Origin of the sequence: Spongiivirga citrea (assembly GCF_010671565.1) — a bacterium.
In the GTDB taxonomy this organism is placed as follows: Bacteria; Bacteroidota; Bacteroidia; order Flavobacteriales; family Flavobacteriaceae; genus Spongiivirga; species Spongiivirga citrea.
Genome location: NZ_JAABOQ010000003.1, coordinates 71,813 through 93,999 on the forward strand (window position 1 = coordinate 71,813; position 22,187 = coordinate 93,999).

19 protein-coding genes are annotated in these 22,187 nt (G+C 36.4%); 7 read left to right on the plus strand and 12 right to left on the minus strand.

Annotated features, from left to right (window positions below):
• The first annotated feature begins 48 nt into the window (after positions 1-48).
• Entirely contained in the window at positions 49-3,198 is a 3,150-nt protein-coding gene (gene ccsA, locus GWK10_RS06905; protein ID WP_164030715.1) for a cytochrome c biogenesis protein CcsA, read from the plus strand.
• Positions 3,199-3,200: 2 nt separating this feature from the next.
• Here the strand turns inward: ccsA and GWK10_RS06910 are convergent, their stop codons facing one another.
• The gene (locus GWK10_RS06910) at positions 3,201-3,872 is read right to left on the minus strand and encodes a TIGR00266 family protein (RefSeq protein WP_164030719.1); all 672 of its coding nucleotides are present in this window, start codon (positions 3,870-3,872) and stop codon (positions 3,201-3,203) included.
• Between the two features lie 17 nt (positions 3,873-3,889).
• Positions 3,890-7,579: a metallophosphoesterase gene (locus GWK10_RS06915; RefSeq protein ID WP_164030724.1), complete on the minus strand. Its 3,690-nt coding sequence runs from the start codon at positions 7,577-7,579 to the stop codon at positions 3,890-3,892.
• A gap of 53 nt (positions 7,580-7,632) precedes the next feature.
• Between GWK10_RS06915 and GWK10_RS06920 the strand changes: the two genes are divergently transcribed.
• A complete protein-coding gene (locus GWK10_RS06920) occupies positions 7,633-8,832 on the plus strand; it encodes a Pycsar system effector family protein (protein ID WP_164030727.1) in 1,200 nt (399 codons plus the stop codon).
• 43 nt (positions 8,833-8,875) lie between these two features.
• Positions 8,876-9,589: a GLPGLI family protein gene (locus GWK10_RS06925; RefSeq protein ID WP_164030731.1), complete on the plus strand. Its 714-nt coding sequence runs from the start codon at positions 8,876-8,878 to the stop codon at positions 9,587-9,589.
• Between the two features lie 11 nt (positions 9,590-9,600).
• On the opposite strand, the gene GWK10_RS06930 is transcribed toward GWK10_RS06925, so the two are convergent.
• The gene (locus GWK10_RS06930) at positions 9,601-11,973 is read right to left on the minus strand and encodes a GAF domain-containing protein (protein ID WP_164030733.1); all 2,373 of its coding nucleotides are present in this window, start codon (positions 11,971-11,973) and stop codon (positions 9,601-9,603) included.
• A gap of 187 nt (positions 11,974-12,160) precedes the next feature.
• Between GWK10_RS06930 and GWK10_RS06935 the strand changes: the two genes are divergently transcribed.
• Complete coding sequence (locus GWK10_RS06935; RefSeq protein WP_164030736.1) at positions 12,161-13,060, plus strand: metallophosphoesterase; 900 nt, start codon at positions 12,161-12,163, stop codon at positions 13,058-13,060.
• On the opposite strand, the gene GWK10_RS06940 is transcribed toward GWK10_RS06935, so the two are convergent.
• The 4 genes from GWK10_RS06940 to GWK10_RS06955 all read right to left on the minus strand — a co-directional run bounded on the left by GWK10_RS06940 (position 13,057) and on the right by GWK10_RS06955 (position 15,911).
• A complete protein-coding gene (locus tag GWK10_RS06940) occupies positions 13,057-13,377 on the minus strand; it encodes a 2Fe-2S iron-sulfur cluster-binding protein (protein WP_164030739.1) in 321 nt (106 codons plus the stop codon). The genes GWK10_RS06935 and GWK10_RS06940 overlap by 4 nt on opposite strands.
• A gap of 11 nt (positions 13,378-13,388) precedes the next feature.
• A complete protein-coding gene (locus tag GWK10_RS06945; protein ID WP_164030741.1) occupies positions 13,389-14,444 on the minus strand; it encodes an NAD(P)/FAD-dependent oxidoreductase in 1,056 nt (351 codons plus the stop codon).
• Between the two features lie 88 nt (positions 14,445-14,532).
• Positions 14,533-14,778, minus strand: coding sequence for a NifU family protein (locus tag GWK10_RS06950; protein WP_164030744.1), 246 nt, complete (start codon positions 14,776-14,778; stop codon positions 14,533-14,535).
• Between the two features lie 2 nt (positions 14,779-14,780).
• Positions 14,781-15,911, minus strand: coding sequence for an Mrp/NBP35 family ATP-binding protein (locus GWK10_RS06955; protein ID WP_164030747.1), 1,131 nt, complete (start codon positions 15,909-15,911; stop codon positions 14,781-14,783).
• Between the two features lie 168 nt (positions 15,912-16,079).
• Between GWK10_RS06955 and GWK10_RS06960 the strand changes: the two genes are divergently transcribed.
• Complete coding sequence (locus GWK10_RS06960) at positions 16,080-16,922, plus strand: hypothetical protein (RefSeq protein WP_164030749.1); 843 nt, start codon at positions 16,080-16,082, stop codon at positions 16,920-16,922.
• A gap of 30 nt (positions 16,923-16,952) precedes the next feature.
• On the opposite strand, the gene GWK10_RS06965 is transcribed toward GWK10_RS06960, so the two are convergent.
• The 3 genes from GWK10_RS06965 to trmB are packed head-to-tail and all read right to left on the minus strand — an operon-like array spanning position 16,953 to position 18,594.
• Complete coding sequence (locus GWK10_RS06965; protein WP_164030752.1) at positions 16,953-17,288, minus strand: MGMT family protein; 336 nt, start codon at positions 17,286-17,288, stop codon at positions 16,953-16,955.
• A 1-nt stretch (position 17,289) separates the two neighbouring features.
• Positions 17,290-17,916 (minus strand): LysE family translocator, encoded by a 627-nt coding sequence (locus GWK10_RS06970; RefSeq protein WP_164030755.1) that lies wholly within the window; start codon positions 17,914-17,916, stop codon positions 17,290-17,292.
• 3 nt (positions 17,917-17,919) lie between these two features.
• Positions 17,920-18,594, minus strand: a complete 675-nt coding sequence (gene trmB, locus GWK10_RS06975) for a tRNA (guanosine(46)-N7)-methyltransferase TrmB (protein ID WP_164030758.1) — start codon at positions 18,592-18,594, stop codon at positions 17,920-17,922.
• Between the two features lie 225 nt (positions 18,595-18,819).
• Here trmB and GWK10_RS06980 point away from each other — a divergent pair, with 225 nt between their 5' ends.
• On the plus strand, positions 18,820-19,881 hold the full coding sequence (locus GWK10_RS06980; RefSeq protein WP_164030761.1) for a glycosyltransferase: 1,062 nt from the start codon (positions 18,820-18,822) through the stop codon (positions 19,879-19,881).
• On the opposite strand, the gene GWK10_RS06985 is transcribed toward GWK10_RS06980, so the two are convergent.
• Both GWK10_RS06985 and GWK10_RS06990 read right to left on the minus strand, forming a co-directional pair.
• Positions 19,855-20,895: a sensor histidine kinase gene (locus GWK10_RS06985; RefSeq protein WP_164030764.1), complete on the minus strand. Its 1,041-nt coding sequence runs from the start codon at positions 20,893-20,895 to the stop codon at positions 19,855-19,857. The genes GWK10_RS06980 and GWK10_RS06985 overlap by 27 nt on opposite strands.
• Positions 20,896-21,579, minus strand: a complete 684-nt coding sequence (locus GWK10_RS06990) for a response regulator transcription factor (protein ID WP_164030767.1) — start codon at positions 21,577-21,579, stop codon at positions 20,896-20,898.
• A 221-nt stretch (positions 21,580-21,800) separates the two neighbouring features.
• Between GWK10_RS06990 and GWK10_RS06995 the strand changes: the two genes are divergently transcribed.
• Complete coding sequence (locus GWK10_RS06995; protein ID WP_164030770.1) at positions 21,801-22,169, plus strand: T9SS type A sorting domain-containing protein; 369 nt, start codon at positions 21,801-21,803, stop codon at positions 22,167-22,169.
• Positions 22,170-22,187 lie beyond the last annotated feature (18 nt).

A 22,187-nucleotide genomic window follows, 5' to 3' on the forward strand; every position in this document is an offset into this window, starting at 1 on the left:
CCAAAAAATACATTTTAGAGGGTGTTTGACACCCTCTTTTTAATGCCTATGAAAAAGATTTCAAAACTACTGTTCTCACCTAGTTGGGCGGTATTTCTATTGATAGCTTTTGCAGTATCAATGGCCGTTGCTACTTTTATCGAAAATGATTTTGGAACCGCTACTGCAAGAGTGTTAGTGTACAATGCTTGGTGGTTTGAATTGATTATGGTACTCCTTGCCATTTGTTTTGCTGGTAACATATATAAGTACCGGCTATGGCGAAAAGAGAAATGGGGTATTTTATTATTCCATTTGGCATTTATTGTAATCATTTTAGGTGCCGGAATAACACGGTATACCGCTTACGAAGGTGTTATGCGAATACGCGAAGGTGAAACATCTAATACCGTAATTTCAGATCGCAATTTTATTCAGGTTCATGTAAAAGATGATACCAACCCAACTCATATTAGAAAGGAATTTTATTATTCCGCATTGAAGGATAATGATTTTACTATTAATGTTGAGCATAACAATATTCCAATTAGCATTTCTCATTCCCGATTTATAGCTGATGCAACTCCAGAAATCATAGACAATAAAGAAGGAGGCGAAGCAATCTTGCAGTTAGTAATTTCAACAGGAAATGGTCGTGAAACTGTTTTTCTAAAAAAAGGTGAAATAGAGGAAATCGGACAGCACCGTCATAAAATAGCATTTGGTGTTGATGATAAGGAAGCTATTCAACTTCAAAATATTGATGGAGAGTTAAAGATTAAAAGTCCGCATGACATTGACTACTACATTATGGCTAAACAAGCCGGTGGAAAAATCGAAAAAGATAGCCTTCAACCTTTGGAGTTAAGAACCTTATATCGAGCTGGTGATTTTTCGTTTGTACCGCTCTCTTATCACGAAAATGCTACTATAGATTTTGTAAGTAGTGCCGAAAAACCAAGAGATAATGACGAGCTTAAAGAAGATGCTGTTGTACTGAATTTAAGCGTAGGAGAAACTACTAAGGAAGTTAGCCTTTTTTATAGAGAAGGTCATTTGCCCATTTGGCAGGATGTTGAAATTAAAGGAGCCCAGATGTCGTTCGCATATGGATCAATCCCAATAACCATTCCTTTTAGTATTAAACTGTATGATTTTCAACTAGAACGTTATCCAGGATCTACTAGCCCATCCTCTTATGCTAGTGAAGTGGCAGTGGTGGAGAATAATCAAGAAGAGCCATATCGCATTTTTATGAATAATGTACTCGATCATGGTGGTTATCGATTTTTTCAAGCTAGCTATGATACCGATGAACTTGGAACTGTACTATCCGTTAATCACGATCAATGGGGCACCTATGTTAGTTATCTAGGCTATTTTTTAATGGGATTAGGCATGTTCTGGACGCTTTTTGGCAAAGGTTCTCGTTTTGTAGAAATCAACAAAAAATTGAAGAAACTAAAACCTAAACCGGCTTTAACAACATTATTAGTAGTAGCTAGTTTTTCCTTAACCTCAGCAAATACATACAACGATTCTCTTGTAGTAAAAATTAAAGAGCAAATAAGCGCACAAGAAATAGAAGCTTCGCACGCCAGTTTATTTGGTAGATTGATGGTGCAGGACCTTGACGGACGCATAAAACCAATCAATACACTAGCATCCGAGTTTTTGCGCAAAGTCTCTAGGAAGCCTTACTATAAATTTGAAGTGGGCAATCAGCAAGTTCGTTTTACTGCAGATCAAGCTTTTCTTGCCATGCATGCCGACCCTAAAGCTTGGCAACGCATCCCCATTATTAAAATAGATAAGAAAAAAGGAGGAGATATTTTAGCTCCATTGATTTCTACAGATCAAGATTTAGTTTCATTCAATGCATTACTAAATGCAGAAGGAAAATATATTCTTGCAGAATCAGTTGAAGCTGCCAATGCCAAAAAACCTGCCAACCGGAATGAGTTTGATAAAGAAATGTTGAACATTGACGAACGGTTTAATATTCTTTTTAATGTATTCTCGGGGAACTATTTAAAGATATTTCCCAGGAAAGATGATGAGAATAATACTTGGTATAGCTATACTCATGATTTTAGTAATTTCAGTCGAGAAAATGCTGACTTTGTTCAAAGTATTATACCAAATTATTTCAACGCATTAAATACCAAAAATTACGCAAAGGCAAACGAAGACCTAAGCTATATCAAAACCTATCAAGATGTCTTAGGAAAAGAAATAATACCAAATGATAACCGAGTAGCTGCTGAATTGTGGTACAATGAAATGAATCTGAACTTCTGGTTGTTTCAATTATTTTTTACGCTAGGTTTTATCCTACTCGCATTGTCTATTATACGCATATTTACAAACAACAAACTGACCAATATACTGTGGAATACCTTGGTCATATTATCACTTATTAGTCTATTGGTATTCACTGGAAATATAATTTTACGTTGGTATGTAGCCCAACATGCTCCTTGGAGCAACGGTTACGAAATGCTTGTTTTCGTCGCATGGGTGCTCATGCTATGTGGAATACTGACCTATCGGAAATCGGACTTTTCATTGCCCTTGGCTACGCTATTTACGGGCACTTTGTTATTCGTTAGTTACCTCGATTGGATAAATCCCGAAATCACCAATTTAATGCCAGTATTGAAATCTTACTGGCTAAAAGTACATGTCGCCACTATTGTAAGTAGTTATGCTCCTCTGGCACTTTCGGCAATACTTGGATTAATGGCATTACTACTGATGATATTTAAAACCAAGAAACACGCTGCCACTATTACGGTAAAGATCAAAGAACTGACCTATATTAACGAAATAGCAATGACCATTGGATTGTTCGTACTAGCCGTTGGAACTTTCTTAGGTGGGATTTGGGCAAATGAAAGTTGGGGACGCTACTGGGCCTGGGACCCAAAAGAGACTTGGGCATTAATAAGTATAATCATTTATGCTGCAGTACTTCACTTACGCTTTATTCCTGGATTACGAAGCCGTTATGCATTGAATACCGCAAGTGTATTTGCATTTGGATCAATCATAATGACCAGTTTTGGAGTGAACTATTACCTGTCAGGATTGCATAGTTATGCTGCGGGAGATCCTTTGCCAATTCCTAAGTTTATTTATGTTCTAGTGATATTAGTTGTACTAGTTTCAGTGGTTGCATATTTTAGGGTAAGGCAAGCACCATCGAGAGTAAAATAGTCTTATCTGAAAAATCCTAGAATACTGCTAATTATTCCGCCGCCGCTCTTCATGCTACTTTCTTCTCTAGTTTGTAGCCAGATACTACCTTTTCCTTTTATGGCGTATAAGAATCCTTCTCCACTACTTACCAATTCCCTAACCCCCCTCGTTACAGCTCGAACGTCTAAACTTTCGTCATATGCTAATAAGTAATCTTCATCAACCCAAATCTCATTTTCAGAATCTATTACTTTTTCAATGATTTTCCCATAGCCAACAAGCACCAACTCACCGTTTCCCCTGGTTCTCATTTTAAATCCATCCCAAAAAATTTTAAATGCACTTTGTTTAATCATTGTAAGTTCGACTTCCCCTATACGCGCGAAGTGAGCCGATGGTTCAATTATAATCGATCTGCTATCACTTACATCAAGTTTTAGAAGTTCACCGTTCTTATCAGGTGTAAACACCAAGGATGTTTTTGATTTTGCCTGGTATATATTATATCTAAAACTTTTGCCGTCAAAAATTCTAAGTATCCAACTATTCAAATTTTTGGCTTCGTATTTTGTTCTTATACTATAATCGCCTTGAGCAAAAATCATTGCACCTCTTTCGGTAAGAATTTGTTCTCCTTGATCTAGTTCTATTTGTAAATATGTATTTGGATAAGATGATATTTCGGAATTCATTGAACGCTATAACTATATTAAAACCCAAACCCAAAACGGAATGCAAAACGCCCTCCATCTTCTGAACCGAAGAAAGAAATATTGGCTGTTAGCATATCTACTGCATTGATAAAAACTCCGCCACCGACAGACGTATTGAATGCCGTTCTCACCTCGTTAGGCACCCACACTTTACCGTAGTCAAATCCAGCATAAAATCCAATATTTAATGGCACTAAACCAGACTTTATATCCTGAATATTAAAGCGTAGGTCAGTATTTTGATAAAATGAACTTTTACCCGTAAAACGTTGATTTCGATAACCTCGAGGGCCATCATTAGCGCCAATGCTGGCAGCTTGATAAAACTCAAAATCATCACCAAAAGTGAGGTGACTTTTGATCTTTGTCGCCAATACAACACCCCCATTTGGCACTAATTTATGATTAAAAGACAAACTAGGAACTAAATACGCAAATGCTCTTCTTGTATCATCGGCGTTTACCTTAAAACCCCCGTGTAACTCCGCCCCCATACCCAAGGTTGGAAAAGCAATATTATCTACATTACTAAAAGTATATTTTGCATCAGTGCCAAAAAAGTTTTGAGATATCTCTCCTGTAGTATTTAAAAACTGATTAATAAAACGATCTGCTGTTTGTTCTACTTCAATATTTTCATAAGAAACTCCAGCTTGGAACTTAGCCCCTAACTCACCACGCCAAACTAACGAAGGTGCAAATCGCGACGTTGAAAGTCGGACCCTGTTAAAATTCAAACCAAGATCATCGTCAAAATTTTCCGTTTCATTACCAAAACCAAAAAAGTTAATGGCGTAATTTGAACTCGTAAAAAGCCCTTCGATCATAAAGTTCCAGTTACCAAATACTTTGGCAAACTCACCTTCATACGCCAATGAAAATCCGCTTGTAGCAAAAAAGTAATTTGCATTTAGGGTGTGCTGTTGGGTGAACGGGTTTCTAGCAAAACCATTATAGGTGAATTTGTTGTTTACCCCAATTTTGAATCCGTCATCGGGGTTAAAACCAATTATTGGCAGTAATTGGTTAACGTTGTTTTTAATCTTTTTATAATCATACACATTGGTTTCGTAATCATTGGTAAAATGAATGTTCGCTTTATTACCAGTTACTTCACTCTTCTTCGATCTAAAATCATATATATGGGTTCGTCCGTTGCCATTTAGAACATAGGTGTCTTTATTTTGACCACCAATTAAGCGAACTTTGATCTTGCTTTTTCCTCCCTTAATTACTTCAAAATGATCATCATCATCTAAACCATATATCCATATTTCTTTAGTATCCTCTTTGCTATATACTCGTTCGTGAAACTTTGATGCCTTCTTTCCCTTTTTAATTCGAAAGGCGGTAACCTTAATATTACCGTCTTCAAGCGCTTCAATATCAAACCAATCGTCTTTATCTGTACCTTTTACCACTGTAAAACGATTCATATGTTTATAATACTCATCTGAAATTTTTTGCAAATTGCGTAGACGCCCTTTTAGTTTCAGCTTGATTTCGGTAATCGTCTCATCTTGAACTTCTGCAGGCATTTGCCTAAATGCTTCGTGAATAACTTCATCTGTCAATCCGTTTTTGATAGCTTGAACCTGAGCATCCCAAACTGATTTATTTGAACCATCAATGAGTGCCATATCAAGAGGATAAGGCTCCACATTAAACCACTTTGTGCTTCTTAGTTTTTCGTTATATGAAGTAAGTAGACGGATAGTAGGTATGATTTTCACACCAAAACCAAGTAAAAAACCATCGGACATAATAGAAAATGCCTGATCTCGATCTCTTGGCACCGGTCTATAGACTATGTGATCGCCTTCTTCGAATTCAGCCCACCTCCATTGATCTTCATGTCGATCCCAATCTCCTATTACCATATCGAAAAGCCTCGCTCGTATATAAGATTCTTCATCGAGCTTATATTTTTCATCTTTTCTAAGATTCTCAAATAGCTCATCAGTACTGATAAGTTCATCGCTAAATCCAAAACTTGATTTATCACCATGACCTGAAGCGGCTCGCTCCTCGATCATGTACAATTCATTTCCAAATTCGTTGTTAAACTCATTCAAAGCAGCTTGCTTTGGAACGTAATACAACGTTGGATTTGTGTGAAACACTTCAACCTCATCTGCCAATTTCCCTACCACAAAAGGAGCATATGGATGTGAACCCGTAAAAACATCTAGTAAGAGTTTCTCAGTATAGGTGTTTTCAAACTGTCCTTGTACATATTGATCTTTAAAGGCTACTGCCTGAAGATATTGTAACGCGCTTTTTCTTAATGCTCGCATTACATATTCTCGCCCGTCTTTATCTTGCAATCGCAACGATTTAGATTGATGACCACCTCCTTTTCTAATTGGACTAAGGCCTCCAAGTAAGGTGTCTAATAATACTGTGGGTACATCGACCTTAGTACCATAATATTTACGATAACGTTCCCCCCATAAACCTTTAAAAACCTTTCCTTTAGTTACTTCTTCTTTTGTATAAATTGAAGCTGAAACACTAGACGGAATGTTATCTCCAAAATCAGTTAGAATTTGCTTGTTTTTTGCCTTCAGTACTTCCGTACTATACACTTCTTGTGTATTACTCCCCTCAACGGCATAAAACCGAACAAATGAAGATCCATCTTCAAAAATATCAAGGCGTGCAAATCCGTTTTTACCATAAGAAAACTGACCGCCATCTATAGTTCTTGTCGCTGATTTCTTAGAACCTGAACCGCTGACTATTTGAACCGTGTTATCATTAACTATATATTGTAGTGAATGCTCATGGCCAGAAACTACAATCACCTTTTCAGACTCTTGTGCTAGGGTGATAATGCGCTTTCGAAGTTCGCGATACCTTTTGTGTTGTAAATCTTGAGGCGATATTCCTCCTGTTTTTCTTATTAAGTTAGCAATGGAACCTAAAATTGGTAGCGGAAATCCTTTCCCTGTTGGATAAAACTGCTGTTTCACCGAATACTGACCACCATGTGGACCATTAGTAAACATAGGGTGGTGTGTTGCTAGAATAGTAGTACGACCTCTATTTTTTTTAATCAAACCTTCGAGTTCGTCAAAAAACTTAGTACGCGTTTTTATCTCGCAATCATCGTTAATCGTGGGGTGCTTGTCCCAATTAGCTAGATACCATTGTGTGTCAATAGCAATTACAACGATATCATCATTTACTTTCACCTGCTTTAATGGACAACCATCTTCAGGGTAAAAAACCTTCTTGCTTTCTAGTCTTTTTTCAATATAATTTTGTTGTCTACTAAGTCCTTCAAGACCATCACTATACCAGTCGTGGTTACCAGGAATAAACATCGTTCTCCCTTTAAAATTAGCAACTGCATCTGTTTGCACGTTTAATTGATGTTCGGCAATTTTTCTGTCAGGATGTTTTTTATTGGGCAGTCCGTCGGGATATATATTGTCTCCTAAAAAAATAGCGGTACTGTTTTTCGACGCAACACTTAATGCATTTTTAAAAGCCGATATGGCTGGAGCTGTTTTGTCCATTTCGGACAAACCTGCATCTCCTAGTAAATAAAAGGAATGCGTAATCGTCTTTTCTTCAGGAAAGGTTGATTGTTTTCCTTCGTCTAAATATTGTGGTTTAAAAGTGGCACAAGCACTTAATATTAGTACGATTACAAGATAATGAAGCCCCCTTTTACCCATAAACCCTTTAGTAACAATTAATGTTTAAATTAGTACTAAATTAATTCATTTGTATGGAACAACTTCTCATAGATACTGAAAACTATGTTATTTCCCTTTTAAAAGAAAAATTATCGCATACATATATATACCATAATGTGTACCATACAATTAGGGTTGTAAAAAATGTAAATACCCTTATTGAAAAAGAATCACTAAATGATGAGGAAAAGATCATCTTACAAATAGCTGGTTGGTTTCATGATACGGGATTTACAAAAGGGCATGAAAATCATGAAGAAAATGGCGCAGCAATAGCAACCGAATTTTTAGAATCTAAAAAAGTTAGTCAACCCATTATTGATGAGGTAAAAAGGTGTATTCTCGCTACTAAAATGAATGCAGAACCAGCATCATTATTAGAAAAAATAATTAAGGATGCCGACTGTTCTCACTTTGCTGCTAAAAGCTATACCGAAACCAACGAGTTGCTCAGAGAGGAACTTGACCAGTTAGGGATCAAGTCGTTTTCTGATATGGAATGGGCCAAAGAAAATGCCCGTTTTATGAGTTCAGAACATCAGTACTATACCAAGTATGCACAAGAAAAATGGCAAAAAGGAAAAGAGCGCAATCTTGCTTTGCTTTATAAAAGAATCAAAAAACTTGAGCAACAAGCTGACAGAAAAAAGCAGAAGGAAGAAGAATTTGCCTTTAAAAAGAAAAAGGCGGCGATGCCCGAACGAGGGGTTGAAACTATGTTTCGTGTAACACTTAGAAATCACATTACCTTAAGTGATATTGCCGATACAAAAGCGAATATTTTACTATCGGTAAATGCGATTATCATTTCACTAGCACTATCAAATTTAATTCCTAAGCTAGATAACCCTTCTAACGAATACCTTATTGTCCCAACAGTTATTTTTATAATTTTTAGCGTAGCATCGATGTTTTTGTCGGTGTTAGCAACGCGCCCGAATGTAACAAGTGGTCAGTTTTCTAAGGAAGATGTCACTAACAAAAAAGTGAATTTATTGTTTTTTGGAAACTTTCACAAAATGAGACTTGATGATTTCGAATGGGCAATACAAGAGGTATTAAAAGATAAAGATTATTTGTATTCTTCAATGACTAAAGATCTTTACTTTTTAGGAAAGGTGCTACACAGAAAATATAAAATACTGCGACTCACTTATGCCATATTTATGATAGGCATTATTATTTCGGTGATTGCTTTTGGCATTGCGTTTAAGTTTTATAGTATGACTTAAATTGGGTAAGATTCTTGTGTATAAACTTAAAAAAAATCCATATATGCGTTTTATTCTTTCAGTTATTCTTATTGCGACCGGCTTTCTTTTAACAAATGCACAACAAACAAAAAGTGCTACTGTAACATATACAGTAAGTATAAATCCTGATATTAAAAAAGCTGCATCGATTAATAGCCTGGAAGATGACGAGTCTAAACTAATGGCTAATAACTTTATAAATCAAGCCTTAGATGTTGAAAGTACTTTAATGTTTACTAAAAATCATTCATTTTACTATGTAGAACCGGGCTTAGAACAAAGTTTCACCGTACCAAACATAACTCATATTTTTGCAGGAGGAAAAAAACAATTTTACTTTGACAAAGAAAAACTAAAGCTATATAAACAAACATCAATTCTCAACGATAACTATTTAGTAAATATTGACTTAAACGATTGGCAGATATGGCCCGAAACTAAAACAATTAACGGATATCACTGTCAAAAAGCGACTAAAAAGGTTGAGAAAAATAAAAAATATCCTAGTGAGGTTTGGTTTTCTACAGATATCAAAATGCCATATGGCCCTAGCCAATATTCAGGACTTCCAGGCCTGGTGGTGGTGGCTAAAAGTGCTATGCAATTCGAACTTAAGTCGATTACTTGGCATGAAGAACCAGTCTTAATTGATACGCCAGATTTTACTAAGGCAATTTCTGAAGATGAATTCAAGCAACTCGCTCTGAAAGCGGCACCGGGTTTTCCTAGTAATTAAAAAGGACAAAACTAAGCCTCTAGCTCTTTCATCAAATCGTTATAGGTAAATAGTTTTTCGTCTTTTTCGTTACTATATAACACATCAGCTCGAATGGCTTTAAGTCCGGTAACCCCCTGAAGATCTTCTAATTCAACGATCTCAATACGTTTATCTAAATAGTTTTTAGATTGAAGGAATCTGATATAATCGAGGTACTCGATCTCATCACTTTTTTGAGCATAAACAATTGTGATCTTCCCTTTTTCCGTAATTCGTTTGGTGGTACCTTTAATAATCGCCTTATCTACACGCTTTTTAACGACTTCGTAACGCGCATTGTACGTGCCGTCTACGTCAAATTGCTTTTCGTCCATACGAAAGCTAATACTTAGAGGACTGCTAAAGACCAATATCATTGATGCGACGTCTAACTGCATAGGAAAGTCAGAGCGCATATGGTAGTATTCATTTTCCATTTCGCACATGACTTGAAGTTGCCATAAACGAAGGTTTCGCAAATAAAGCGGATTAAAGCTTTCTTCTTTTGTTATCGACTCGCCGATATACATATTATGCTCGACACCGTCAGTTTTAAAACGCTCAAAATAATGAGGATACATTTTCTGCGCACTTTTTTGCTTTTTGTCTAGCATTTCAGCCATTCGCTGGTTAACCATTGAAACTGTGTTATCATAATCCTTTCGATGGTTGTAAACCAATCCTAAACTATCATCTAACAGCTTATAGTATTTGTCTACTCTCTGGTATAAATCACCACTTTTCTTCTCTAAATGTTTAAATAGTGGGTGTACTTCTGTATGAAGAAACTCTGATATTTGTTGTTCGCTATCAACTTGAAAAAAGTTTTGAATATCTTCAAGCATACGCTCTATTTGATAGGATAACTGATCGTAAATAGGTAATGATTCAAACCTAGCGGCAACCTGAATTACAGCATTGGCAGCATGCAATTGTTCCGTCAAGTCTAATTTGGTTGCTTGATTTCTAGCGTCTGAAGATCCCTTGATATCGATCTGCCCATATAATGGGTAAACATTGTCAAAAGAGATATTACTAAATACTGGTTTTTCCCCTTTGTATTCGCTCTTTATAAAGTTCTTCGCTTCTTTTTCAAAACGCCAAAAAACACTTGGATGGATCGATGTACATTCTCGCTGAATGATAGCCTCGATCTCATTCTCTTCTTCATTTTTAGACCGCTGTACCGATGAAACAATAAACGGCATAATATCTTCAAGCTTGTTCGCTACTACACTATTGAGCATTCTTTTTTGTTTAGAAACAAGTTCTATAATGCCTAATAACTCATCTTCATAAACAATTGGAGCAAAAATGACGCTTCTAATCCCATTTTCATAAAGGGATTTATAAGGATCTTGCCCTTTTGACATTTCGTAATACTTTTCTACGTCCGAAATGGCGAAATATGTTTTATCTGTAATTAGCGATTGATACGAGCCCTTGCATAAGATATCATTACAGGAAGTTTGATCCTTATCAAATAATAAATAACTCTTTATTCCTTTTCCGTAAACTCGCTCGAAAGTTTGCTCTTCTTCGTTGAATACGGAAAACCCAACTTGAAGGTCGGGGATGTTGAAAAACGACTGGAATACCCCATGAAAGTCTGTCATGAAATTCTCGCTCTGTCGTTTATCAGCCTTTATTAAAGTTGACTTAATATTGGAAATTGATACATCAGCCGTAGCATCGAACATATTAGCTATGATGAAGCCTCTAGAGTCATAACTATCTACCGGAAACTTCTCTTTCCAAAGTTCAACATTCTCAAAATTGTCCATCAACTCATCAACATCTTCTTGAGTAATGGGCAATGCATTCTTATTGGCGGTTACCTCCATAAAATCAGCATTGTATAAAATGCGATAGTATTTAGTAATTCCATTTTTATCTGGGATTTCAAAATAAAAAGGTCTTCTAAAATCCAGGTTATACCCATGACACATTTGCAAGGCGACAACACAACCCATAATATAAAATTGGTCGTCACTCATATTAGTAATCTCCAGATCAAAATCTTCACCAGCTTCTTCTACTATTTTTTTAAATCTGCTAGAAGAATTGAAAATTGTTTTATGAAATGGTATTGTTGCAGCTTTTATCTCGTTATTAGTAAGAACAGGAGAAAATGTATCACGCAGTAATTGAGCTATTTGTGGCTTGTACAATTCTAGCTTCTCAAGTTCTTCAAAACCATCACGCAGCTCAGGATACTCATTTGCAATAGCAAGCATTTTTCGAGCGTTTTCCGCAACTATTTCATCGCTACTATCCACCAATTGCTCATATTGCTCTAATAATTTATTAAAGCTAATTTTTAGTCTTAATGGTGATATGTAGTCTTTGGTTAACTCGCTCATTTTGGTATGTTCAATACAAAATTAAGTTAATTTAGCATGTTTTAGACGTAAATATCTGTTAAACCTTACAGGGCATAATCTGCTATTAATCACTACTTTTATTGAACAAATGAAGATCTAACCTGATCCCGAATCGCGTTGATTCAGTGTTCAAGACTAACTAATTATAAAACCAACCCTTTTAAATATGTCATCACAAACCCGACTGACTAGAGCATATAATAATGCCAAACGGATTGATTTTGATGACAGCTCTAAGATTATACTGTTTAGTGATTGTCATCGTGGTGACAACAGTTTTGCGGATGATTTTAGCAATAATCGAAACATCTACTTTCATGCCTTAAAGCAATATTATCAAGAAGATTACACCTATATTGAACTTGGTGATGGTGATGAATTATGGGAAAATCTAACTTTTGAACAGATTCTAGCAGCGCACAAAAACGTATACCAGCTAATGCAAATGTTTCATGCCAAAGGTCGACTACATCGTATTTGGGGAAATCACGACATGGTATATCGAGATGAGAGTTATGTAAAAAAACACCTTTACAAATATTTTGATGAGCGTTTTGGTTGTGAAGAAGAATTATTTCCCAAAATTGAAATTCATGAAGCAGTAGTTTTACAACATACCGATACTAAAAAGGAGATTTTTTTGTCACATGGACATCAGGCAGATTGGTGGAATTATCTTTTTTGGAGAGTGAGTCGTTTTCTAGTCCGCATATTATGGAAACCACTACAAGTGGTTGGTATAGCCGACCCAACGAGTCCGGCAAAAAACTACAAAGAACTGATGAAAATCGAGCGTAGAATTAAAAAATGGATTGCTGCTAACAATAACATCATGACTATAGTGGGACATACACATCGTCCTCGATTTGCTCATCCTGAAGATAAATTTCCTTTTTTTAATGACGGTAGTTGTGTACACCCTAGGAGTATTACTGGTATTGAAATAGAAAACGGAAGAATTAGTTTAATAAAATGGTATGTTGCAACAACCGATAATGGCGTTTTAAAAATCGAACGTGCTGTATTAGAAGGACCTGAATTACTAACCAGTTACCAGCAAGCTTAACTTTCAGGAGCCAATTCGACCTCCAATCCCTCTAATTCTTCGGTAATCGGAATTTGACAACCTAGACGACTATTGTCTTTAACATAAAATGCTTCTGCTAGCATCATGTCCTCATCTATACTCATTTCTGGAAGTTCGTGATCGGACAATACATAACATTGGCAAGAAGCACACATAGCCATACCGCCACAGGTGCCTTCAACGGGAAGTTCATACGCCTTGCAAACCTCCATAAGGTTCATAGCCATATCTGTTGGTGCTTGAACTTTGTGAACCTCACCTTCTCTATCAGTGATTTTAATTGTTACGTCTGACATGTTACTTGCAACTAATTAATTGATTTTACTACTGCTTTTGGTGCTTCTTTCTTACTGCCGTCAAATCCGCTTATTCCACTTACTGTAGTATATTTTAATACATTTTTTTTGCCTGGATTGATTCGTTGATATGCACTTTGACACATTAGCGTAGCCTCGTGAAAACCGCATAAAATCAATTTCAATTTACCTGGATAGGTATTTACATCTCCGATGGCATAGATGCCGGGAATGTTGGTTTGATAATCTAACGAATTATTGACAACAATCGCATTTTTTTCAATTTCTAGTCCCCAATTTGCAATAGGTCCTAATTTAGGCGCTAGTCCAAAAAGTGGAATAAAATGATCGCAAGGATGGTTAATTGGATCTTCATCTTTCTTTTGAATAGTAATACCCTCTAGCTTATCAGTCCCGTTTAAAGCAGTTACCTCAGCTGGTGTTATTAATTGAATACGACCTTGAGCTTTTAACTCAGCTACTTTTTCGACCGAATCTAGTGCTCCTCTAAATTCATTGCGGCGATGAACCAGTACAACCTCGCCAGCAACATTGGCCAAATAAATCGCCCAATCAAGCGCAGAGTCACCACCTCCGGCAATGACGATACGTTTCTCTCGATATATTTCTGGATTTTTAATGATATACTCGACACCTTTATCCTCGAACTTAGCAATATTCTCTAAAGGTGGTTTTCTTGGCTCAAAACTCCCCAAGCCACCAGCTATGGCAACAATTGGAGCATGATGTTGAGTCCCTCTATTTGTAGTTACTATAAAACTACCGTCGTCTTGTTTTTCGATTGTTTCTGCTCGTTCTCCCAATGTAAATCCAGGCTCGAACGGCTTGATCTGTTCCATTAGATTGGTCACCAAGTCGCCAGCTAATACTTCTGGAAAAGCAGGAATATCATAGATGGGTTTTTTAGGATATATCTCTGTGCACTGTCCGCCCGGTTGTGCAAGTGCATCGATTAAATGGCATTTTAGTTTGAGTAAACCTGCTTCAAAAACGGCAAAAAGACCAGTTGGTCCAGCGCCGATAATTAATATATCTGTTTTGATCATTTTTTAAAGGAGAAAATTTTGTGCTATCTAAGCCTTGCAGCTACTTAAATTATAGCGCGCTCAAATAGCAATCGACATTGGCAATTTCTTAGGCAGGTTCAACATTAATTACCTCTTCAATTTGTGGAGCATATTTCTTAATGGTCATTTCAACTCCAGATTTTAAGGTCATTTGGTTTACGCTGCATCCTACGCAAGCACCTTCAAGCTGAACTCTAACCCGCTTATCATCTTCAATATCTAGCAATGAAATGTCACCTCCATCCGATTTTAGAAACGGACGAATCTCTTCTAATGCCTTTTCTACATTTAACCTGATCTCTTCAGTTGTCATACTTACTTTTTTACAGCGGAACAACCCGCCATTGTTGTTATTTTAATAGCCTCAGTCGGTGGTAATTCGTCATTACGATTTACTACTTCTTGCACAATGTTTTTGGTAAGCTCATCAAAAGCTTCTTCCAAAGGTGTACCCATCTGCAAGGCTGCTGGTCTTCCCACATCTCCTGCTTCTCGAATGCTTTGCACTAATGGAAGCTCTCCTAAAAATGGAATTGCAAGATCTTCAGCCAAATTCTTTGCACCCTCTTTGCCAAAAATATAATATTTATTTTCTGGCAATTCTTCTGGTGTGAAGTATGCCATATTTTCAACAATACCTAAAACGGGTACATTGATGTTTTCTTGCTGAAACATTGCCACTCCTTTTTTAGCATCAGCTAATGCGACGTGTTGTGGTGTACTTACTACAACAGCTCCTGTTATGGGCAACGACTGCATAATCGATAAATGAATATCGCCTGTTCCTGGAGGTAAATCGAGTAATAAAAAATCTAAATCACCCCAAGCAGCGTCAAAAATCATTTGATTTAGCGCTTTTGCTGCCATTGGTCCACGCCATATAACAGCTTGATCTGGTTTGGTAAAAAACCCGATTGATAGCACGTTCACGCCATAGCTTTCGACCGGTTTCATTTTCGATTTTCCATCCACATTAACGGCCAAAGGCCTTTCAAACTCAACATCAAACATAATTGGCACTGATGGACCATAAATATCAGCATCTAAAATACCGACTTTGAAACCCATCTTGGCTAAGGTAACTGCTAGATTAGCGGTTACTGTCGATTTCCCAACTCCACCTTTACCAGAAGCCACAGCAATAATATTGCTAATACCGGGCATCGGTTTACCCTTAATTTCATTAGGGTTTTTAGGAGCATCTATTTTTATGTTGACCGTAATCTTCGCATCCTCCGATACTTTTTCTTTGATTGCCTTGATTACATCGGCCTCTGCTCTTTTTTTAATATGCATTGCAGGAGTTGTCAATGTTAAATCGACCACTACCTCATTTGCAAAGGTCATTATATTTCGTACTGCACCACTTTCTACCATATTCTTGCCATCACCGGCAAGAGTAATTGTTTGTAGTGCTTCTTTTACATCATTTTTAGTAAAACTCATGCGCTCTTTATCCTTCGCTTTTTTATACTGATTCTAAATTACAAATATAGGCCTTATCATCTACAATTTTGCTAGATTTTATTGAATTGAATAATACAAAAATCGAGTGTGTCTATGCAGTTGGTATGGTTTGTGATAATAGGAAATGAAACTAAACACCTTCTACAAATGAAATTTCAAAACCTTGCAGTTTTAGTCTTATTTCTGTTTTCTACATTAGGATTTTCACAAACTCGTTTAAGTCGAGCCAAACAAGACCTGAAAAAAGATAATTCGTCCTCATCGTCGTACGCAAACTCATCATCAAGTGATGACGACGATTCGGATATTTGGGAAATTTTACTTATCGAGGCATTTATCGAACCCGTTATATATGTTGGAGGCTTTATTAGTTATGGATTATTAGTAGAAACCGAATGGGAACGCGAAGGGCAAATGCATTTTGCCGAATTCACACCTTACCCATATGCCAATGGCAAAGCTGGTAATTTCATGTTCGAATCTGATTTTACTAACGAAAACCTAACCCCTTTTCGTTTTGATATTAACAACAGCTTGGTAAAAGCGGATAGTAAATTGTATGGAAATCATTTAAACCTAGACTTTCGATTTGAAAAGCGGTTTTCCATAAATGCTGGTTATTTGCAATTATTTGAAGAAAGTCCGACAGGAACGGAGTCATTTTCACTTTTTAATGCATCGTTTAACTATTATCGCATTCGCACTCCTCGTTTTGCGCTGTGGTATGGTCCAGGTGTAAGTTATGTGGCTAATGACGTAAATCGATTTGGTTTTACATTGAACGTGGGTGCGGAATGGTTTATAGCCAACCCGATTAGCCTATTCGCTAACCACAAGCATGCATTTTTGGGAAGTAATAGCGTAGACATTTTCGAATCGAGATTGAAGTATCACCTGAACCGTTATAATATATCAGGTGGATATGAACACTATCAATTGGGTAGTGTGCCGGTTTCTAATTTCGCCATAGGTGTCGGAGTGGTTTTTTAGTACTAAATACACAGTACTTTGTACCTAAATTCAAAGTTCCTTGGCAGGATCCCAGAAGATTTTGTCAAAATTCTGAATCTGATTCTCGATAACCTCAACGCCTTCACTTTCTAGCAGTTGCTGCATTAAATTAGTGCCTTGAAAATGATGTTTCCCAGTTAATAATCCGATTTTATTTACTACTCTATGAGCTGGAACATCATCTTTACTAGAAGAACCATTCATCGCCCAACCAACCATTCTTGCACTTCTGGCTGCGCCTAAGTACTTCGCGATCGCTCCATAAGATGTTACCCTTCCGTAGGGAATTAATTTAGCTACCTGATAGACCTTCTCAAAAAAATTGTCGTTATCGGATTTTGCCATCTTAACGGTTGTAAATTCTAACTAATGTAAATATCGCAACAAACAACGTAATCGCAGCAAGAAAATAGTTAATGTTGTTAGCAAAGACCTCCCCTTTCTCCTTCAGTTTTCTTATTAAAAATGTATACAGCCAAAGTGCTAAAAAAGTACCAACAGCCGCACTAGCAACAAAAACGCTTACAGTAATTTTTTCGAAAGAGAATAAAGACTTAGCACTTAAAAATGTGCTGTACGCAACATAAAAAGGAATAGGAAATATATTAATCGAAGATAAAAATAAACCAAGACCAAAAACGCTTTTTTTGTTATGGATTTTTACCTCAGCATCTGATCTTCTTTCGGCTCGTGCTTTAAAAAAGAAATAGATTGCCAGTATGAAGAATATACCTATTGCTACTTTTTCTAAAACCTCAATAATTTCTGGATGTCTATTTAAATACTTAGAAGCCAAAACAGCAATAGAAACCTGTGCAATAACAACTAGTGAAGCTCCCAAAGAAAACAATAAAGATTTGCTTTTACCTTGATCAATACTAAGCTTTGCCGCAGTCATATTTAGCAAACCTGGAGGAATTACTCCTATAAAACCAGCTAAAAATCCAAAAAGAAGATGATTTGCGATGCCCAACGCCTAGTTAATTTTAAACCTAATATACGTAATCGCTTTGTCTTTTTCTAGATATTGTTTTTCGTAAAATGTTTGAATAGACGTAACTTCCTCAGGTGCATAGGTATTACTATAAACATCATGATGCGCATGCTCAATTTCATGACCTAAACCATGGAGCAATCCTAGCGTATAACCATGCATAAATTCGCTATCAGTTTTCAAATGAACAATCCCGTCTGGCTTTAAAATCGTCTGGTATTTATCTAAAAAATCCATATTGGTTAAGCGATGCTTGGTACGCTTATATTTTATTTGCGGATCAGGAAAAGTAATCCATATCTCAGAAACCTCTTCTGCAGCAAATAATTGATCTATCAGTTCGATTTGAGTTCTGAGAAAACCTATATTGGTTATATTTTCTTCAATTCCAGTTTTGGCTCCTCGCCAGAAACGAGCCCCCTTAATATCGACCCCTATGAAATTCTTGTCGGGGTATTTTTTACCAAGTGCGACGGTATATTCACCTTTACCACAACCTAACTCTAAAACAATTGGGTTCTCATTCTTAAAAAAGTCAGCACTCCACTTACCCTTTAATGAAAAATTATTTGCGGTAATATCATCCCGTTTGGGTTGCACTACATTGGCAAATTGCTCGTTTTCCTTAAATCGTTTTAACTTGTTCTTACTACCCACTGCGTTCTTAACTTTTTCGCAAAATTAACAAACATATAATGAATTGACACTAGCTAAGGTGATCGAGATTTCAGAATAAATATCACTACCTATAAAAGGTCAAAAACTCGACTTTTCAGCCATTTAACTCTTGTATTTCTACACTACTAAAAGCCTAATTATCAAGTTATGCAAACAACTTAAAGTCTTAATTAGAATTCTTATGATTAGTGTATCTTTGTTTGCATGACCAAGCAAAAAACCATCTTAGTAGCGCCCCTGAATTGGGGTTTAGGACATGCAACTCGTTGTATTCCTATTATTAAAGCATTACAAGAAAAAGGCTATCAGGTTCTTATTGGTAGCGATGGTGTTGCATTATCATTGTTAGAAAAAGAATTTCCTGGTATTGAGTGTATCGAACTACCTTCATACAACATCAAGTATGCTAAAAAAGGGAAGAATTTTAAACTAAAAATGATAAAAGATTCTCCCAAGATGCTTAAAGCCATGACAAATGAAAAAGAGGTCATTAAAAAACTTGTAAAGCAGGGCAAAATTCACGGTATTATTTCTGACAATAGAATGGGCGTAAGACATAAAGCCATCCCTTGTGTTTTCATTACGCACCAGCTAAACGTATTGTCTGGAAGTACTTCTTGGTTGAGCAGTAAGATGCATCAAGAGGTCATAAAGAAATTTCAAGAATGTTGGGTTCCTGACGTGCAGGGTAAACCTAATTTAAGTGGAAAATTGGGGCATTTAAAAAATAACTCTTTGCCTATAAAATACATCGGCCCTTTAAGTCGACTAAACAAACTAGAGGCGATTACCTTTTATGATCTTATGGTCATCATTAGCGGACCAGAACCGCAACGTACACTACTTGAAGAAAAGCTCTTTGAAGAGGTGAAAATGTTTAATGGTAAAGTCCTTTTTGTACGTGGCAAAATAGAAGCAAAACAGGTAAAGTTCGAGTTTCTGAATACAACAGTATTTAATTTTATGAATAGCGAATCCTTAGAGTTGGCTTTCAATCAAAGCGCGATGGTTTTATGTCGCTCAGGTTATACCACTATAATGGATTTAGCAAAATTAGAAAAGAAGGCGTTTTTTATTCCAACGCCAGGGCAATTTGAACAAGTTTATTTAGCAAAAAAATTAGATAAACAAGGTTTAGCACCTTACTGCAAGCAGGACGATTTTACCATTGATCAGCTTAAAAGAATGACTAATTATACGGGATTTTCTTCTTTTGATAGGCAAACCAATTTAACTGACCTATTTGGTCTTTTCGAGGGTGAATGAGAATTCTGAGCCCACTCCATAATCACTTTCTACATAAATTCGTTCATCATGAGCCTCGATAATATGTTTTACTATTGACAGGCCAAGACCGGAACCTCCTTCTTTACGAGATCCACTTTTATCAACCCGATAAAAACGTTCGAAAATCCTTGGTAAATGCGACCCGGAAATGCCTTCGCCATTGTCGGTGATACGGATAATTACCTTGTTCATTATTAAATTTTCAATGCTTACTTCAGTAGTGCCGCCTTTGGTCCCGTACTTAATAGAATTTACAATTAAATTCGTGACCACTTGTTGAATACGCTCTTTATCAGCATGCACCAATATAGGTTCTTCATAATCCATATCAAACATAAGGGTGATATCCTTTTTGGAAGCTTTCATCTCTAATAGATCAAATACATTTTGAACGAGATCAACAATGTCAAAGTCCTCATACTCTAAGTTGAGATTTCCCATTTCCAGCTTTGTGATCATATCAAGATCACTCACTATATAAACCAATCTTTCGACTCCTTTGCTAGCTCTTTGAAGGTATTTTTTTTGAAGTGCTGCATCCATTTCACCATCTAAAACGGTTAGAAGATAGCCTTGCACAGTAAAAAGTGGCGTTTTTAACTCATGGGACACATTTCCCATAAACTCTTTCCGATAATTTTCTTTGATTTTTAAAGTCTCGACCTCCAACTTCTTATTACGCGCAAACTCTTCAATATCTTTTGTGAGCGTTTTCATATCATTAGTAATCGGCTGCTTTTCAAAACTTGTAGATTCTAAAAGCGTAAGGTCATCATAAATCTGTTTAATACGTCTATAAATAAAGCGTTGTACGCCATACTGAATGACCGTAAAACAAATAGCCAAAACTAAAATTGGAAAGGCTAAAGAAGCCCACCAACTTATATCAAATAAGAAAAACTGAAGCGCAACGAAAATAACGGTTAAAACAACTGCAATAAGAGATGAGGCTCGCACTGCAAATCTGTAGGATGTTTTAAGCTCTCTGGCCATTTATTGTGTATACTTGTAACCAACACCTTTTATGGTCTGGAAGTATTGGTCACCTATCTTTTTTCGCAATTTACGAATATGTACGTCAATAGTTCGACCTCCAACAATTACTTCGCTACCCCAAACTTTATCAAGAATTTCTTCTCGCTTAAAAACTTTTCCGGGTCTTGAGGTAAGCAATGCCAATAATTCAAATTCTTTACGCGGTAAAATAATATCCTCACCATTTTTAATGATCTTATATTCCTCTCGATCAATAGTGAGTTCGCCAACCGAAACTATTTGAGGATTCGCATCGTCATCTTTTAAACGGCGCAATAGCGCCTTTACCTTACTCACCAGGACTTTTGGCTTTATGGGCTTTGTAATGTAATCATCAGCACCAGCATCAAAGCCGGCTACTTGTGAATAATCCTCGCCGCGAGCAGTTAAAAAGGTTATTAATACATTACTCATTTCAGGAATTTTCCTAATCTCTTCACATGCCTCAATACCATCCATTTCAGGCATCATCACATCTAGAATAATTAAATGGGGTTTATGCTTTTTTGTCTTTTCAATGGCCTGAATCCCGTTTTTAGCTGTGATAACAGAGTAGCCTTCTGATGACAAATTATAACCAACGATCTCTAGTATATCCGGTTCATCGTCGACTAAAAGAATTTTTGTATCCTTTTTTTTCATTTGCTGTTGCACATGATTTTACCCAAAAGTAACGATAAAATTAATTGTTTATCAAAGTTTACATTGATTTAATATAGGTAACATGAAGTTAACAAGGTAGTTGGTAAGAGATGTAATTCATCGATTTTTATTGTTAAATGTTAAAGTTTTGATGATTTTTTCAAATGCATTCGTATATTGTTGATTGTTAGACCCCAATCTAGCACCTAAAACTTACACCTATGAACAAATTATGCACAGCACTAATGCTAAGCGTTTACCCATGCTTGGTATTTGCCCAAATGGCGAATCCGCCAGAAAAAATCAACAAGTCGCAGAGTGAAAAAACAGTAGTGAACAACAATTCACTAAATACTGCAGATACACTTTTGATGTACCCAAATCCAGTAAAGTATAACAAGTTCGTAACTATCAAATCAGACAAAAAATTGCACGAAAACGTACTTGTCTACAATATACTGGGTAAAGAAATTTTGAAACAACGATTAAAAAACAATCAATTAGATGTTACTAGTTTAACAGCTGGCGTCTATATTATGAAGGTTGTTCAAGACGGTAGATCAATTGCTCGAAAATTGGTCATTAAATAGCACCCTTTTTCCTATTTT

Bases quoted from the DNA above. Each gene is read 5' to 3' on its own strand.
- ccsA (WP_164030715.1), top strand. From the start codon at position 49: ATGAAAAAGATTTCAAAACTACTGTTCTCACCTAGTTGGGCGGTATTT.
- GWK10_RS06910 (WP_164030719.1), bottom strand. From the start codon at position 3,872: ATGAATTCCGAAATATCATCTTATCCAAATACATATTTACAAATAGAA.
- GWK10_RS06915 (WP_164030724.1), bottom strand. From the start codon at position 7,579: ATGGGTAAAAGGGGGCTTCATTATCTTGTAATCGTACTAATATTAAGT.
- GWK10_RS06920 (WP_164030727.1), top strand. From the start codon at position 7,633: ATGGAACAACTTCTCATAGATACTGAAAACTATGTTATTTCCCTTTTA.
- GWK10_RS06925 (WP_164030731.1), top strand. From the start codon at position 8,876: ATGCGTTTTATTCTTTCAGTTATTCTTATTGCGACCGGCTTTCTTTTA.
- GWK10_RS06930 (WP_164030733.1), bottom strand. From the start codon at position 11,973: ATGAGCGAGTTAACCAAAGACTACATATCACCATTAAGACTAAAAATT.
- GWK10_RS06935 (WP_164030736.1), top strand. From the start codon at position 12,161: ATGTCATCACAAACCCGACTGACTAGAGCATATAATAATGCCAAACGG.
- GWK10_RS06940 (WP_164030739.1), bottom strand. From the start codon at position 13,377: ATGTCAGACGTAACAATTAAAATCACTGATAGAGAAGGTGAGGTTCAC.
- GWK10_RS06945 (WP_164030741.1), bottom strand. From the start codon at position 14,444: ATGATCAAAACAGATATATTAATTATCGGCGCTGGACCAACTGGTCTT.
- GWK10_RS06950 (WP_164030744.1), bottom strand. From the start codon at position 14,778: ATGACAACTGAAGAGATCAGGTTAAATGTAGAAAAGGCATTAGAAGAG.
- GWK10_RS06955 (WP_164030747.1), bottom strand. From the start codon at position 15,911: ATGAGTTTTACTAAAAATGATGTAAAAGAAGCACTACAAACAATTACT.
- GWK10_RS06960 (WP_164030749.1), top strand. From the start codon at position 16,080: ATGAAATTTCAAAACCTTGCAGTTTTAGTCTTATTTCTGTTTTCTACA.
- GWK10_RS06965 (WP_164030752.1), bottom strand. From the start codon at position 17,288: ATGGCAAAATCCGATAACGACAATTTTTTTGAGAAGGTCTATCAGGTA.
- GWK10_RS06980 (WP_164030761.1), top strand. From the start codon at position 18,820: ATGACCAAGCAAAAAACCATCTTAGTAGCGCCCCTGAATTGGGGTTTA.
- GWK10_RS06985 (WP_164030764.1), bottom strand. From the start codon at position 20,895: ATGGCCAGAGAGCTTAAAACATCCTACAGATTTGCAGTGCGAGCCTCA.
- GWK10_RS06990 (WP_164030767.1), bottom strand. From the start codon at position 21,579: ATGAAAAAAAAGGATACAAAAATTCTTTTAGTCGACGATGAACCGGAT.
- GWK10_RS06995 (WP_164030770.1), top strand. From the start codon at position 21,801: ATGAACAAATTATGCACAGCACTAATGCTAAGCGTTTACCCATGCTTG.